7 protein-coding genes are annotated in these 17,971 nt (G+C 28.7%); 4 read left to right on the top strand and 3 right to left on the bottom strand.

Going from position 1 to position 17,971, the window contains the following annotated elements; all coding sequences use genetic code 11:
- Window positions 1–33: 33 nt before the first annotated feature.
- The 3 genes from H1R81_RS18360 to H1R81_RS18350 all read right to left on the bottom strand — a co-directional run bounded on the left by H1R81_RS18360 (window position 34) and on the right by H1R81_RS18350 (window position 6,553).
- Window positions 34–3,870, bottom strand: a complete 3,837-nt coding sequence (locus H1R81_RS18360; protein WP_181842207.1) for a WD40 repeat domain-containing protein — start codon at window positions 3,868–3,870, stop codon at window positions 34–36.
- A gap of 62 nt (window positions 3,871–3,932) precedes the next feature.
- Window positions 3,933–4,955, bottom strand: coding sequence for a MoxR family ATPase (locus tag H1R81_RS18355; RefSeq protein ID WP_181842206.1), 1,023 nt, complete (start codon window positions 4,953–4,955; stop codon window positions 3,933–3,935).
- A gap of 5 nt (window positions 4,956–4,960) precedes the next feature.
- The gene (locus H1R81_RS18350) at window positions 4,961–6,553 is read right to left on the bottom strand and encodes a hypothetical protein (protein WP_181842205.1); all 1,593 of its coding nucleotides are present in this window, start codon (window positions 6,551–6,553) and stop codon (window positions 4,961–4,963) included.
- A gap of 384 nt (window positions 6,554–6,937) precedes the next feature.
- Here H1R81_RS18350 and H1R81_RS18345 point away from each other — a divergent pair, with 384 nt between their 5' ends.
- From H1R81_RS18345 to H1R81_RS18330, 4 genes are all read left to right on the top strand, one after another.
- Entirely contained in the window at window positions 6,938–9,880 is a 2,943-nt protein-coding gene (locus H1R81_RS18345) for a caspase family protein (RefSeq protein WP_181842204.1), read from the top strand.
- Window positions 9,881–10,200: 320 nt separating this feature from the next.
- Complete coding sequence (locus H1R81_RS18340; RefSeq protein ID WP_181842203.1) at window positions 10,201–12,114, top strand: hypothetical protein; 1,914 nt, start codon at window positions 10,201–10,203, stop codon at window positions 12,112–12,114.
- 7 nt (window positions 12,115–12,121) lie between these two features.
- Window positions 12,122–13,120: a MoxR family ATPase gene (locus H1R81_RS18335; RefSeq protein WP_181842202.1), complete on the top strand. Its 999-nt coding sequence runs from the start codon at window positions 12,122–12,124 to the stop codon at window positions 13,118–13,120.
- Entirely contained in the window at window positions 13,117–17,940 is a 4,824-nt protein-coding gene (locus H1R81_RS18330) for a leucine-rich repeat domain-containing protein (protein ID WP_181842201.1), read from the top strand. The genes H1R81_RS18335 and H1R81_RS18330 overlap by 4 nt, the downstream gene beginning before the upstream one ends.
- Window positions 17,941–17,971: the final 31 nt, after the last annotated feature.

The following is a 17,971-nucleotide window of genomic DNA, read 5'->3' as shown; positions in this document are numbered from 1 at the left end:
CAACAAGGAGACTGTAAATTAAACTTTGGTGGTTCAATAGGTTTGCCAAGCATGTATATAAATGATCCCCTCTTTACTTCCGATTGCAATATATCTTCCATCTGGTGAAAAAACAATTTCATTATTATATTCATACGTATTATTTATAGAAGTTAAAAGTTTGCCATATTTCCAGTCCCAAATATCAATTTTATTGATGCTTTTTATCGCAATAAAATTTCCATCAAGAGAAAATATCACAATGGTGCTGTTTTTAATATCTAATGGGAAATAACTTAAACGCCTTCCAGTTTGTAAATCCCATAAATTAATATTAACTCCATCAAAGATGGCAATATATTTGCCATCATTTGTAAAACTTATATTTTTATTAATATTCCCTTTTAAATTGCTTACTAATACTTTTTTCTTCCAATCCCAGATAAAAACATTATAATTATTAGCGCCAATAATATATTTTCCATCAGGAGAAAATTTGATAATATTAAATTCTTCTCCTTTAAGCTCTTCAAAAGCTTCATTGCGTTGCCAATCCCATATTACAACAGAACCATTCTTTCCTACATATGCTATATACTGATCATCATAACTGAAATCAGAACTATTAATCGAGTAGAGTTCTTCTTTTTCAAAAACAAGGTCACCATATATTGAATTAAATATTTCTATTCTATTTCCACTAACTACTAAAAGATATCTACTATCATGTGAAAACTTTATTAGTATAGATTTTGTGTCAGCAAAAGACATAGAAATTTTATTAGTAATTCGCTCATTTTTCCAATCCCAAATTTCAATTAATCGATTTTGACCTGCTGAAGCTATATATTTACCATTAGGAGAAAAGGCTAAACTTGAAACATTGTAAGCACGTCCAAATAAAGTTATTATTTTCTGATTTAATGAAGCTGATACATTTGAGTTATGCGTTGGTAATGTTCGAATATTTAAATTCAATGAATCTGTGCTAGAATAGTACTGTGTTCCTCCAAAATATAATAAAATTTTCTGTGCCTCAATAGAATCAAGTGAAGAATAGAAAGCTTCTAATTCAGATGGAGGTAACTGTAAAATTGATATATTATTTTTATATTTTGATAGAAGAGAATCATACTTGCTTCGTGCTTTATTAATTGAACTATCAATTAAAGAATTATTTTCACTGATTATTTTTTTAGATATATTACTATATTCTTTTAATATATTTTTCTTAATTGAATCAATAGTAACTAAAGGGTGTCTTAATTTTGACAAATAGTCTGAAATTACTACACTATTGGGGATCCATTTTTTATTTGTTATAAAAAATGGCATCATAATAGTTTCAAAACGTTTTTTTGACGAATCTAATATTGTTTGAATTCTATTTGAAGGTGGTAAAAATATATTATTAGCAGAAAATAGAGCATAATTGTATTGCAAAGCATGTAAATTATAAATAGCCTCCTTAGTAGTTTTGATTTCTAATGATTTGGTTAAATAGAAAAGGCAACTGTCATATGTTCCATGAGAACCATATCTGCTATGCTGCCAAGTTTGAACTGCCAAATTATTATAAATTGCTAGGCTATCTTGTGATTGAAGTTCCGTATGAAGTGGTTTTGAAAATAAGTCTGGAGCAAAGTTTTTCTTTTCATTCCAATAAGAGGTTGATGAGAAAAATAATAATAAAGCACTAAAAACATATGATTTAATAAGTCCAATATTTGGAAAATTATTTTTATTATTAAATTCTTTTAATAATTCTTTATTAGTTAAAAAATTATTATAAAAGTAATTTTTTAAATCTTTAAAAACATTTTGCCTTTCTAATTGAAAAGATTCATTTTTAGGATGCAATTGTAACCACTGTAAACCCTGCTGTATTCTTGCTTCTATATATGCATAACTATTTTCGATAACCTTACCATTTTCATCCTTAGGAATAGCATTTTTTATTAATTCTAGAATACTTATACGTATTTCAGACTCAAGATTTTTATCTAATCTATCATGAAGCCTTTTTATTAATTCGTCTGATATTTTTTGTTCTTTTGTCCAAGGTAAAGAAGATATTTTAACTAAATTATTTGATGTTACTAAATATTTTATCCTATAGTATCTTTCAATAGTCTTACCAATATCTAAAGTTAAAGCCCAATGGGGTTCAGGATATAAAATGATAGCACATGCCCATTGGATTAAAGCCTCCTTTTCGACGGAGGAAATATCTTTTCCTGTTAGTGATTCTTTTAAATAATTTTCTATTTCTTCTATTGTTAATTCATCACTTTTTTTATTAGACAATCTATGTTTTTTTGATAAAACTTTTAGAAATTCTTTTTTTTGTAAGTCAAATGAAATTGGCTCTTCTAGATTTTTTAATAAATAATCTCTTAATAATAGTTGTCCTTTAGGTGTAGCTGGTAAAATAATAAATAAAGTAGAAAGAATTCTTTCTACTTTATTCCAATCGTCTACATCTTTAGGTGTTAAAATACATCTATTCTCCCATTCTAAAAAAAAATGTTTAAACCACTTCTTTACTTCACCTTTTTTATAATCAATTAATTGAGTACCATCAGTAATAAGTACTAAGTTATAACTATTGTAAACCCGTTGTATTTTTTCTATTTGTATTCCACTTCCGTGTTTTTCACTCCAACAAAAACGAGGATCGGCGTGGAAAAATAAAATTTCCATTTCAACACCGCGTTCTTCTAAAATTTGAACCATGTAAGCATACAGAAGTATTTGTTGATCATAAATTGAGCTATTATCAATAAGTATCAAATATTTCTGTTTTATATCTACATCTTTAAATATTAAAGTAGAAAAACCTCCAGTTTTTATAGTAGAAACTATTGATTTTTTTATATTTAACTCTTGCTTATAACCTCCGTCTAACTGATTTAATTGCTCAGCCCAAAGCTCTAAACTTTCGCTTGCTACTATACCACTTTCTTGAGGATAAAATTTAAGAGAATAAGGGGGGACTAAATTAAAAAAATGCTTGTTTCTTCTTTTAAACCTCTTTAATAAGATTACCCAAACCTGAGCTATAAAGAAAAGAATTGTAGTCAAGAGTATTATTTTTATAAAAAATAATATACATAATTTCCAGTATTCTATATGATAAGTTGAAATAGAATTAGGACGAAGTAATTTTAATGAAATTGGCTGAGGTTTAAAAGTCTCAGAGCTACTTTTCTTAATATTAGGATTAATAATATTAATATTTCTAATTATAGTATCGTCATTAATTACTGCTTTTACTATATAACTACTGTCAATAAGTGGATAAGAACAAATTAATGTATCATGACTTGTAAAACTTGTATTTTTATCATTTAGAAATTTATAATCATCATTAATTAAATTGGAGTCAATAGAAATGTTGTCTTTTTTCTTTATAATTGTTATATCTTCATTTCCAAATAACCATTTTATATTGATAGAGGGTTTAGCTCGTGTGGAACTATCAAGAAAAAATTCCTGCATATTCCAGTGCTCTTTATCTATCGAGTTCGCGATAATCAAAGCATTGTCATAATTTAATCTATTATTAGTTTGAATTACTATTGTCAATATCACTATTGTTAAAAGTATAAGGCCCAATAATAATTGATAACTACCTTTTACCTTGTATGTTTTAAGAGGTTCAGGATCTATACGCCGCTTACATTTTACTTCGCTATTTTTTATTAATTCATATATTTTATAAAATTGTTTTTGCTTCTCTTTACTATTCGCAAATATTGGACATAAAAGCTGCTGAATATCTTTTTCAGTATAATTCTCTGGTTTCTTTTTAAGATAACTTATTAGATTTAAGGCATTTATGTATTGCTGTGATGTAATAATATATCCATTTTTTTCAAGTTCCTTCATTAACTTGTCGAATATGCTATCAAGCACATCAATAGGATGTAGAAAGTCCATCATTGAGCTATCTATCTAGAAACGTAGAATTTTTTTTGATCTTCTGAGTGTTTGAACAAAGCTGAAAGGCTGGCATTAAAGATACTTGTAGCCTCCCATTTTAAATTTTGTATTTCAACTCCCTTTTCAATGTAGTCTTTTAAATATCTTAGCCAATTAACCAATTCAGCAGTACTCGGCTCCTTTTTTAACGTTTCTCCTTCATTTTTTTTCATGCGTTCAAACTCATCAATATATGTATCTATAGTATTATTTGGAATTCCATTGAAAACTTGTTCAACTACTATTTTTCTTAGAATATATTCAGAAGGCTCTTCAATATGATAAAAAATACATCTTCTTAAAAAAGCTTCAGGAAGATTCTTTTCAGAATTACTAGTTATTAATATTAGAATATTCTTATCTCCGATGTTATATTTTCTGTTTTCATCTTCTTTTACATAAAATTCTAATCGATCTAATTCGTTTAGTAAATCATTAACAAAATCACGCGGAGCTTTATCCACCTCATCAATTAGAACTACTGAACCAATTGATTTTTTTTCTTTAATATTTTTATCCAGTATATTTTGTTGAATTTCTCCAATTTTCATTGAGTCATATCTAATATCTTTAAGCAGTTGGACATTGCTTAAAAAAATGGCCTGTCCAAGCGCTTGTAACAGTATATAATCTTTAGACTCCTTTCCTTTAGTCTGAAAGTGAGAAGCATGAAAGTGCCCTAAGGCATCATAAATATAGAATAAATCACTGCTTGCAGAATTTGTTTTGGTATTGAAAATCAATGGAAAAGGTAAATAGCTTTCAGGAAATTGACTGGAAAAATCTGCCGCTAATTTTTCAGCTAAACGAGTTTTTCCAGTGCCAGGCTTACCCGATAATAAAAGTGGCATTTTAAGCATAATAGCTACTTTGACGGCATTATACAATCCCGACTCAATAATATAATTTGTAGGATTAGGAATAGGCTTACTTATATTAAGTAAATCTTCAAAATCTTCTCTCCTAAATTCACGTTCATATTTATTAAACATTTTATCTATTTATTTAGCTCAAAAATAATATTTTCTAACTTTGATTGTAACTCAATTACACCATTATGAATAATTTTATTTATATTTTTACCAATATGTTTCTCACTTAATTCCTCTACTTTTATAGGATTATTGGAACTGGTTTTTAAGCTAATTATCCACTTTCTGTAGTCCAATATATTTGGGGGAGCAATATATTCGTAATTGATATTTATAACCCAACTTTTGGTAAACTCTAAATTTTTCATACTAAAAAAATATATATCATCACATTCATTAAATTCTTTAATAAAATGCTTAGCCAAAGTTTTTTTTCTGAAAATCCCAAAAATGTTTGATATTTTTTTAGAAAACGGCCTTAGTGAAATATTCCAAAAAAAATAGAACTTGATTGAATTTTCCTTGTTTCTAAGTATTTTATTAAATTTATCAATAAAAACCTTTAGCTTTTCGAAACGCTTTTCTTCAAATAAAGTTTCATTCATTTTAATATGGAAGAAACAATAACAAGAATCACCTCTTTGTTTTTCTACACTTTGTACTATGGCATTAATATATTCTTCAAAATCACCGTCGTTTAGTAAATTTTCTTGCGGCGTTATGACTTTCTTGTAAACCTCATATGCAATTATATTCTCATTACTAAGAAAAAGAGGTGAATTAAGCTCAATGTACTTTTGTTTTGAGTTTGGATTTGCTAAATAAAGATAACTTTTATCATCTATATCACGAGTAAACCTTTCATAAACAATTTTGTGAGTAAGACCTTCTGGAGAATCTTCTTCAGAAGTAATTGTAAAAAAATGTTTTGCTTTTTCTTTATTTCTCTTATTAAAGTTATCGAAATGAGGAATATATTCTTCTCTACCACATGTATACTTTAAATCTTTATCAATAATCACGCTTGATTTTTCTTTAAATACGTAATACCAATTTGGGTCATCAATTATTTTTTCACCTTCGTCTCCATTAATGTATAGCTCCCATTTGTCTTTATCATCTTCATCCCTTTCAATAACCAGTCCTCGTAAAATGATTTTTGGTTCATTTCTAATGTTATTCGGAATAAACCTTTCAGTCTTCAATACATTTATTGCATGTTCAAAAGCACTTCTTATAGTTGATTCAGGTTTAAATAAAAATTTGTAAAATTCGACAGCAAACTTCTTAGCAACTCTATCCTGTATTTTGGATTTAGTTGCTAAAACCACTTTAATATTTTTTTTAAAAAGTGATTCAATTAAGTTAAATGAAGAACAGCTATTTAAAAATACCATTTTTAGATTTTTAGACTCTTTTAACAGACTGGTAAGCCCATCAAAATCTGGGGACCCATCCTTTAGTTTTAGCTCCATAACTTCAGAATGCCCACTAAAATGAAATATTCTAATTTCATTTAAATAATCTCTAATATCTTTACCTATCCTAGAGATTTGAGGATCTTGCCTAGGTAAAAACTCTATATTTATGTTAGTATTTCTTCTAACCTCTTCTATTATTTCTCTAATAGCTTCAAGTTCTTCTTTTAATGCACACAAATACGGGTCTTTAGGGTCATTACTATTTGCGAAATAAGCTATAATTTTGGAAAGTCCCATGTAATAAAATGACGTTTTATGTTAATCTAAAAGATAAATTGATGAATTTTAACTTACACTATATTAGAATGAACTTTATTGACGCATTCATGTTGTTAGTTTTTTTATAAAAATATAAATTGTACCGATAAATAGAAAATTTTATTATTATTCGGTAATTTTAGGTCAGGTAAAATGTATTATTTATAATGATTTAGTCTAAAAGATAATGCTTTTAATAGAATTATCCCTAATAGATTAGAGTATTGAAAATACTTACTAGCGATTATCCAATTATTGATATTACCGAATTTTGTATAATTACCTTCATATGTTGATTACAGAAAATATTTAAGAAAGCAAACTCCTATGTTAAATTAAAATTATTACAAACATACTCTTAACATGGCAACTCAAAAAAATGTATTTGCTCTACTTATAGGTATTGATAAGTATAAAAATATTAATAACCTGCATGGATGTGTTAACGATATTGATGAAATAGAGAACTATTTATACCTAAATAAAAATTTTAATGTAACAATTCAGAAACTTATTAATAACCAGGCTACACGAAAAGAGATTATTAATGGATTCGAAAATTACTTAAGTGAGGCAAAAGAAAATGATACTATTCTCTTTTATTATTCAGGTCATGGTACACAGGAGAGAGCAGATAGCATTTGGAAAGAGGAGACTGATGGTCTTTTAGAATGCTTAGTTTGTTATGATGAGACAAATAAGGTATCGGACTTTCTGCTTGCAGATAAAGAACTTCGTTTTTTAATAGCAGAACTCTATGAAAGAACCCATGCTCATATTGTAACAATTTTTGATTGCTGTCATTCTGGAGATAATACTCGTAATGGTGCTTTGGTAGAAGCAAGCTTTAAGAGTGTTATTAAGAAAATTGTTTACGATAAAAATGGTGGTCCTTTTCCCCAAAGACAATGGAGTGAGTTTTTATTTAGTAATTCTATTAAAGAACCTACCTCGAATATACCTCAAGGAGTTCATGTACAACTTGCTGCTTGTGAATCTAATCAGACTGCCATAGAAATTGCAGGAGAAGGTGTTTTCACTAAGACATTAATTAAAGTACTTAAAGGTTGTGGAGGGAATATTTCTTACAATGTTTTAAGAAGTAGATTAAGACAGTATATGAGAGCGAGTTTTGAACAGACTCCTAGAGTTTATATTCCTATTAATGCCTCCAAGATACTCGATTATGGCTTTTTAAATATTTCTATTGATTCTAAAAAAATGTTAGCTGAAGTGACAAAAAATAACAAGAATGGCTGGCAACTTAATGTAGGAGCTATTCATGGTCTAAATGTTACCTCTGGAGTCAATATAGTAAATGTTGAAGACCCTACTAAAATATTTAAGGCTAAAATTCGTGAAAATGGCATTTTTATAGATTTCACGCTTATTGATGCAGAAGGGCTTGAAAGTGATAAGGTTTATAAAGCAGAGGTTTTAGGGTTATTGACTCAAGAATTGAAGCTTGAGTTTAAGAACCATGATGCTACTCTTGAAGAAGCAAGCAAACTTTTTAATGAGCTGACTGCAACGGCATGTGGTAGCTTTTCATTTAGAGAAGTTAAAGGTATTGAGAATAATGAAAAGGATAGTGGTAAAATTGAAGTGGTAGATTATACGTTTCATGTTCGTAGTGGAGAAGTGTTTATTACTCTACCTAAAGATCCATATCGTCCACTAATACGCCCTATCCCGTATATAGGTCAAAGTAACTACGATAATATAATAGGAACAATTCAGCATATTTCACGTTGGCACTTTATTAAAAATCTTCAGAATACAAATAGAGGCAAAGACTCCTTTGATAACCCACTTGAAATTAAAATAACTCAAACTTCAGAAAATACTATTATTTTTCCAATCAATAATGACTTTGCTTCTATAGCATATGAAAAAAAAGGCAATGATTGGAGTGGTACAATAAAAATTGAAATTACTAATACAACTCATAAGGACTTGTATTTTTGTGCGCTTTATTTAACTAAAGAATTTCAGTGCTTTCTTGATTTATTACCTCAAAGAGTTCAACTATTAGAGGCAGGAAAATCAATTTCTTTAAGCATTAATGGTAGTGAAAATATTGAATTAGAATTAGGTAATGTAGAAAAAGAATACAATTGGCCTAAAACGATTGAAACTTTAAAGTTCATCATAAGTACATCCTTGTTTGAAGCAGAGGCTTTAACTTTAGACGAATTACCTAAACCATTTACAAGTGATGATATAGAAGAACTCACAACTAAGAATTTTCGAGGCCTTAAAATTAATAAGGCTATAGAGTCTTCAAGTTGGATCACTCAGACTTTAAACTTGGAATTTATTAATCCGACTTATAATAGAATTTCAGCAGGCCTGCTGAATAAATTACTTCAATATGAAGAGACAGTTTACTTTGCTTCAAGATTATATTATGAAATAAAACTAGATAAATTTGGCCAACCAACTATCTGGGAATTAAAAAAAGGTCTGATTATACCTGAAGACGAGAAAGGCTTATATGATGATATTAAGATTTTCTTAGGTAATAAGTACGAAACCGCAATACGTAAAAATCGATATGAAAAACTTAAGCAGGATCCATCTCGCCTAAGAGTTGTAGCCGAAGGTGACTCATGGTTTCAATACCCCATTCAGTTACAAGATATTGTTGATCAGCTTTACAAACGCTATGCGGTGTTAAGCTTGGCTGAGGCAGGAGATACACTTGAAAACTATTTAAAGAAACGAGAATATGTAAAAGCAATTGGTGACGAAGGGTCTAAAATCTTCTTAGTAAGTGGAGGTGGGAATGACGTGTTAGGAAAAGAATTTCAATTTTTTTTAAAAGATGAGCCTGACCGAGATGATGATTCTCCTAAACGTTACTTGACTCAGAAATTCTTTAACCAACTAGAAAAACTAGAACGTTTGTATGTAGAAATGTTCTCTGAACTAATAAGTCAATATAAAGATTTACACATTTTTGTACATTGTTACGATTATATTATCCCTTTAGACACTACTATTTCAGGGAATAAGAAAAAGACAAGTTGGAGTGGGAAATTTATGATTGAGAAAAAAATTATTCCTCAAACAGAACGAGAAAAGCTAATATCATATATTTTAGATCAATTTGCAGAAAAAATTAAAAGCCTTATTAGCAAAAATAATTTTCAAGACAATGTGACATTAATTGATACTCGCAATTTAGTTGGACGTAATAATTGGAGTGATGAAATTCATCCTACAAATATAGGATTTGAGTTAATAGGTAATAAATTCATTGAAGAAATAGAAAAGATTGCAATTAAGAAGAAGTATTATTAACTGCATAATGTTCTCAAAAAAGCAATTAATTACAAAGAATTAAAGTTTTTAAATTCTTAATTTAGATAAAGTAAATTTCCTGTCAATAATTTTATATATATTCATGTTATTGTTAAATGTCCATATTGATTGTTTTCTATAAAAGTATAACAATTTAAATTCAATATTAGAGTTAGAAATTTTGAGCCATAATAAAATCGAATAAATAGCCTAAAGAAGGAATCAATTTTTTATGGTTTTCATCTTTCTAATCTTAACCTAGATAATAGAATTTTGCAAAAGTGACTTTCTGCTAAACCATTATAAAATATTAATTTTCAATGCGTTTAATACATACTCCAGTCATGTTATCTTACTTTTCTCAAAGTGAACATGATAATTATTTAACACATTTATTAGATGAACATACAGCTATCGGAAAAGCTTGGGAACAATGTAAAATTCATGATAACCATGATAAGTATTTAAATGTGGATTTTCCGTCACGCCCCAGTGTAAAGGGAGAGGATATTATGAACGATATTAAAGATTACAAGCATAGAATTATTATTTTTCATTTTAGTGGTCATGCTGGTGACAAGCAATTGTTTTTTGAAAACGGACCTTTATATGCTAAAGGAGTAGCAGGTCTTTTGGCAGAAGCTCAAAACTTGAAATTGGTTTTTTTAAATGGATGTTCAACCTTTGATCAAGTTAATTTACTCTTTGAAAATAATATAAAAATAGTCATTGCAACCAAAGGGAAAATAGCTGATGGGATCGCTAAAGAATTTGCTAATATATTTTATCAAGCTCTTTCTGATAGAAGCTATACAATAAAGTCAGCTTTTGAACATGCTATAAATGGACTTATCGCAAAACAAAAAATATTAAGTGAGACTTCTATTCAACCAATTATCTGGCGTAGTAGCCTTAAGATCCAAACTAAAGATGAGAATGATCGTTGGCAACTTTTTGTCAAAGAGGGAGAAGAGACGATTTTAGATGATATTTATTGGTGGAAATTAAAAAATTTACCAATATCAACGGCTAAGCAAGAAGGCTCGACAGTTCCTGGATTATACTTTATTTACGATAAATGTGCGATAAATGAATATAAATTATTTAAAGATAAATTAGTATCTAAAATAACAAAAAAAAAAGTAACTGTAAATGGTACGTATACTGCTGAAGAAGAAAATAAATATTTTTATAAAGAAAATCTGGATCTCACTGACGTTAAAATTGAAATTAAAGCTGCTGATATTCTGATTATTCTAATTAAAAATAATGAATTTATTACTTTTTGGGATTCTTTGAAAATAGATAAAAAGGATATTAAAAGCAAATCTATAATTTTTGTGTCAATTAAAGATCCTAAAGACTCTATAGAATATTTAAAAGAGGAAGGTATAATCCCTGAATTAACTATTCCCTTTGGAGACTGGAAAAGTAGCTTTACTGAAATCGCAGGGATAAGTGATGATATAAAAAAAATAATGTTTGGACAAATGTATAAGGAATTTATTGAAGAACCTTCCAATAAAGTAAGTCAAATAATTAGAAATTTCAATTTTAAAACTCAAAAGGAATATTTAGAATTAGCCTTACAAAATGATAAAAGATTAATCTTTACTTATATTGAAGGGACGAAATATTGTGGTCAAAACATCCTAGTAAAATCCTATAAAGAAATTCTTAGAAGAAGAAATATCGTAGCACAAGAAATTAAACTTTCATTAAAGCATTACCAAATTCAAACTTATGAAGATATAATTAAATATTTAGCTGAAGAACTAAAATTTGAAGGTGAATTTTATAGCAATTTTTTCAAACTAAATAACAGTTATAATTTATTAATTCTTTTTGAAGATTTATTTATAGAGTCTACAGGAAGAAGTAAAGCAGAAATACATGCCAAAGCAATATTCCAGTTTGCTGAAGAATTAGAAAAAAAAACATTAGCGTCTCAAGGTAATAAAATATTTATAATAGCTATCAATAATGCTTATGATAATGTTTCTCTATTTGAGAAATTAAATACTAATAATAGTTTATTTTTTTTAAGAAATGATCCTATAAAACAAGTGGAAAAAGAAGAAATTATACTTTGGGCAGAGACAACAACAACTCCAGAAGATGTAAATGTTAATAGAATAGATTTAGATCTTCCTAACTATATTACACCTGTCGTGCAAGCTATATGCAAGCAATTAAATATTCCCCCTTTAAACCTTAAACAATTATTTGACTAATAATTTTATGGAAAAACTTTATGCTGGAAAAGCTCTTCTAAAAGCACAGCCTGACTATGATGAAAATGGCGAAGAACTATCTGTAAAAATCCCTCCCTATTTACCAAGTGAAAGCTTGAAAAAAGCAGTTGAGTACGCTCGTTTACTTAATCGACCATTGCTAATAAGAGGAGAACCAGGATCTGGAAAAACAAGATTAGCACAAGCAATAGCTTTCGAACTATATGGTAAAGAGTATAGAAAATATTTCTTTGAATGGTATGTGAAATCTACAACAAAAGCCACTGAAGGATTATATACTTATGACTACCTTGCTAATTTGCGTGATTCGCAAAACAAAAGTAATGAGCAACTGCCTGAGAAAGAAGAATATGTTGTTTATGGTCCAATGGCCAAAGCTTTTCAAAGTCAAAAACAAGCTATTCTATTAATTGATGAAATTGATAAAGCCGATATTGACTTTCCTAATGATTTATTATTGGAACTAGATCAAAAACGTTTCTTTATTAAAGAGCTTAATAAAAAAGGGGAATTACCCCATGAAGAGAAAGCAAAAAACTCACCTATTGTTATTATTACGAGCAACGATGAAAAAGAGTTGCCTAACGCTTTTTTAAGGCGCTGTGTATTTCATTATATTGATTTAGATGAAAGTGATGATTTAGACAATAGTAAAGAAAATATTCGTATTTCAAGGAGAATGGAAATTGTCAAAGCTCACATTGCAAGTTTTTCAGAAAATTCTAAACAAGGTGAACTTCTGTCTGATGAAGTAATAAAAGATATTGTCTCTCGCTTTATTTCACTTGTTAATGAAATGAAAGCAAATAATGCGATAAAAAAGCCAGATACTAGCGAGCTTTTAGATTGGGTTCGTATTATACATTATTTTTGGTTAAGTGGTTCTGATATTAAAGAAATACTACTAAAAAAAGAGATACCATATCCGGAAATATTATTAAAAAATTTAGAAGATTTTTCACGCTTTAGTAAACTAGAGTTATGAAAGTAAGCTTCCAACCTATTTTTTTAGATTTCTTCTATTCCTTAAGAACAAAACTCGGACTAGAATTAGATTATAGTCAATATGAGGCTTTTTTAATTTGTTTTTTTAAGTCAGATATTACTTCTAAAGAGCAGTTAAAATATTTATGTAAAACGCTATGGCTTACCCGTAATCAACATCAAGACAAATTTGACTATATATTTGATATTTTTTTTTCAGAGCTGGGAGACTTTATTTTTGAAAATGAACAAAAACCTCCTTTTGAAGCAAAAATGTCTACCATTAGTTCAGATATTAATGATATTAATAAAAATTCAGAGCAAGTCAATAATAAAGAAAGAGCCTCTGATAATAAAGATGAGTTTAATTCAGAAGAATCTAATTCAAATTCAGAATCATCCTTTAGCACCCTGCAAGAAGAATGGCCAGCGGTAGATCTTTTAATAAAGGATAGTAATTATGGTATAAAAATAGAAGATAAAGCCGTAAGAGCTATAAATGAGAAAGCTACATTTAAATTCTGGGAAGCCAAAGCTCTACCATTTAATATTAGAAAAACTACTCAAATTTTGAGAAAAGTAGCCACACAATTTAAACGAAAGCCTACTAATGAATTAGATATACAGGATATTACCAAACAACTTTTTGAAACTGGATTTATTTATCGCTTAAAATACGATAGTAAAAAAAACTTAAACCAACATATTATATGGTTGTCAGACCACTCCAATTCAATGACACCATTTTCTAGTTGGGAAGATACTATAATTCGTATAGTTACTAATACTCCACAATATTCCCTTATTCAATCACATACTTCTATTTTTGATAGATATTTTTTTCGTGATATTCCATTAAGTAGTTTAAATAAGGAAAATTTTCGAGTATTTACTACACCGGCACAGACTGATTCTATTTTTTGGAGTGATGTGGCAAAAAAAGTAAGATGGAATAAAAACTCATTAGTAATTTTCTTTAGTGATGGAGGAGCAGCAAAGCGTGAGTTAGATTTTAAACAAATAAAATTATTTTATGAAATCTGTAAAGTTATCCGGTCTACTACTCCACGTCTATTATGGATTAACCCAGTAAGAAATATAGAAGAAACGTCTGCCCGTTATATTTCGTATTTCGTGAACATGATTTATCCAAACGATACAGATTTTCAACGCTATTCCTTTAAGTTGCCAACCTTAACTTTTGAAGAAAATATAAACTTTTCTAACTATGAATCAAAAGATATTATTTATGATGTCAACTGGGCTTTAAATAATATTAAAAACTATAATTTAATAGATGATTTAAATAAAATGCGTTTAGAGGCTTTCTGGGAGATATGTCCTTCTGAGGCACATTGGTGGATAATTTGCCATGCCTCCTTTCCGGTAGCTCTAAACGTTGATTTAATGCATCAAATCTGGTTAAATTTTCAGGTAGATGAGAATGAAACTCTATTCCCTATTCCATTATCGGTAGTTGATGAAGTGTTGCATTCATCATTAGTGCGTCAGCTTAGCCATGATTTATATGAAATATACCCACTTATCCGTGAATTACTTTTAGAGTATCTAAGAAGTAAGAATAATGATGAAATCGTATGGGGTAAAAAAAGAGAAATGAGACTTGCAAAATTTATGGAAAAATATGTAGAAGAAAGAAAATATAAAATTTCTACCCCTGCTTTATTAGCTGCAGAGACTATAAATTATCAGATTCTTACCTTAGTTCCATCAGAATTAACCAAGAAAATAAATCAACTTTTAAAAGCTTCAAAAGATACTAATTTAAAATATAAATCAGAGGCCTCATCTCAGATTGAATATTTATTAAGTAGTACAAAATATAGAGATATTATCAAAACAAATGAAATTCACCCTCAAATTAAGGTGCTTTCTGCTTTATATGAAGGAGAAAAATTAATTGAAAACCATGATTCTATAACCAAAACTAAAGTCATTTTTAAAGATTTAGCCCCTCATTTGCAATTAACTTCGTCACAAGAAGGTTTTCAAGTAAATTTGCCTATGGAAATTCAAAATCAGTTAATTAGTAATAATTTAAATAGTGAAGAGAATAATACAATAAATGAGATTGAATCTTCAATAGATAACAGTCAATCAAAAATATTAGATTTTAGCAATAATAAACGAGTTGATTATCATTTATTAGAAGAGTTAAAATATTTGCAAGGTTTAAACTTAAGCAATAATCAAATTGATGATTATAGTTTTTTAAAAAATCTAACTCAACTAGAATCTTTGGACCTAAGCTCAAATCAAATTCGAGATATTAGCTTTTTGCAGAACCTTACTCAATTACAGACTTTAAATCTTAGCTATAATAAAATTCAAGATATTAGTTTTTTGCAGAACCTTACTCAATTACAGACTTTAAATCTTAGCTATAATAAAATTCAAGATATTAGTTTTTTGCAGAATCTAACTCAATTACATTCTTTATACCTTAACTCCAACCAAATTCGAGATATTAGCTTTTTGCAAAGTCTGACTCATTTACAAATCTTAGAAATTAGTTCTAATTTAATACAGAATATTAGTTTTTCCCAATACCTCACTCAACTACATTCTTTAGATCTTAGCTCTAATCAAATTCAAGATATTAGACCTTTATTACCCATAATAAAAAATGGCTTGAAAGTGAGCCTAAAGAAATATAAAGGCAATGAAATTTCATTGTATGATAATCCAGTAATTAACCCTCCAAAAGAGATAATTGAGATAGGAAGAGAAGCTATTTTAAGATATTTTGAAAGAATAGATCAAGAAGGATATGATTTTATTTTTGAAGCCAAATTGACCTTAGTAGGTGATGGAGGCTCTGGCAAGACTTCTTTGCAAAGAAGAATTTTAAATGAGAATTCTGAACTACCAGCTGGAAATGATAGAACAAGAGGTATTAAATTATATGATTGGCAATTTAAAGATGCTGATGAGAGGACCTATACAACGCACATATGGGATTTTGGAGGACAAGATGTTTATTATCCAGTTCATAGGTTTTTTTTAACTGAGAACTCTGTCTATATTCTAGTTGCCTCTACACGTTTTCCTACACATAATTTTGAATACTGGATACCTACTATTTATCAGTTTGCTGGAAACAGCCCCATTATATTAGTACAAACCTGTGACAATGGGAATCAGAAAGAATGGACAGATATCAAAACTTTTTATGGAGTTCCAGAGTATAATCTGAAACCTCTATATAAAATAGATCTCTCCTCACCTAATAATTGGGGGTTAAGAAATTTAAAAGGATTCATTCAACATCAGATAACAGAATTACCACATATAGGGAAAGCTGTACCTAGGTCTTGGGTAAAAGTACGCGAAAAGTTAATTGAAAAATCAAAAACTGAGGATTATATTTCCTTTGAGAAGTTTTCAGAGTTATGCAAACAGACAGATAGCCAAGGTTTTAGAAGACCATTAGACGTAGAGGATTTAGGACTTTTTCTTCATAATATTGGCATTATCTTGTGGTATTATAATAAAGACCTTCTTAGAAATTTTGTTATTCTTAAACCTGAATGGGCAATGAATGCTGTTTACAAGATCATTGATGATACGATAATTCAGGAACATAACGGCATAATATCTCAAAATGATTTTTATAGAATCTGGGCGGGAGAATCCCATTTAGCAAGATTAAGTGAACTGAAAGTAATGTTGCAGATTTTTAAAATAGCATTTCCCAAACAACATCAAAAAAATAACTACCTTCTTCCTGCTCGGTTACAACCTATTCCTGAAGATAAACATTGGCCAATCCATGAAAAATATTTAAGATTAGAATATCATTTTGATTTTATGCTACGAGGCATTGTTAACCAATTAAGTGCTGATCTTAGTAACCAAATTGTATCAGATGAAAGTGTGTGGAGTAATGCCGTTATATTAAAGCAGAATAATAGTTATGCTCAGATAGTAGAAGAGGCGCACAAGAAAAAAATTCTTATTAAAGCTACAGGAAATGATGCAAGAGGACTAATGTTGTTAATCATGAATTCAATGTCCAATATTATTAAAGAGTATAGGGGAGTGGTTCCTCAATTAAGAGTTCCATGCTATTGTAAAAAATGCCAAATCCTTGAAAAACCAACTGTTTTTGAATATGAAGAATTAATTGATTTAATAAACGAAGGTAGAGTAAATGTGACTTGCTATAAAAGTGATACTAAGCTGTCTATTTTTCAATTATTATATTCAGTCGGCTTAGAAAATATTGAAGAGAAAGATGAAATTAAAATAAAAACTCTTAATAAAGAATCATTAGATACCGAAATAAAAGTATTCGTTACATATGCTACGAATGATAAGGATGGCAATGTTGACCAGCCACATTATAACAAAGTTCACCAATTAGTCAATGCTTTACGAAGCCGAGGTTTTAATGCGACTTTTGATAAAAATTTGAATGATAATGAAACCGATACGAGCTTTACTGAAATGATGATAAAAAGCATTAAAGAAAGTAATAAAGTAATTGTTATTCTTTCAGAAGGATATGCATTAAAAACCAATGATTTCAAGAGTAGTGTTGGATTTGAATATAGTTTGATTCTTAATGATATTGATGAAAATCCAAATAAGTACATATTAGTAACTTTCACAGATAAAACTAAGGAAATCTATCCATTTGCATTAAGAGAAAGAGATACTATCGATTTATCTAATCTTGAATCAAAAGAAATAGATAGATTGCTTAGAAAGTTAGGTAATACAGTTAATATTCTTTTTAATTCTGTTGTGAAAAGAAATGAATCTAATGAACCCGAAGATGTCGGTAGTTTATTTTAATTTTATCCTAAGAAGTATATATGAGTGAAAT

Source organism: Emticicia sp. BO119, from assembly GCF_013912375.1.
Classification (GTDB): Bacteria; Bacteroidota; Bacteroidia; order Cytophagales; family Spirosomataceae; genus Emticicia.
Note: the sequence above shows the minus strand (reverse complement) of the source record. Positions and strands in the feature narration are given on the sequence as shown.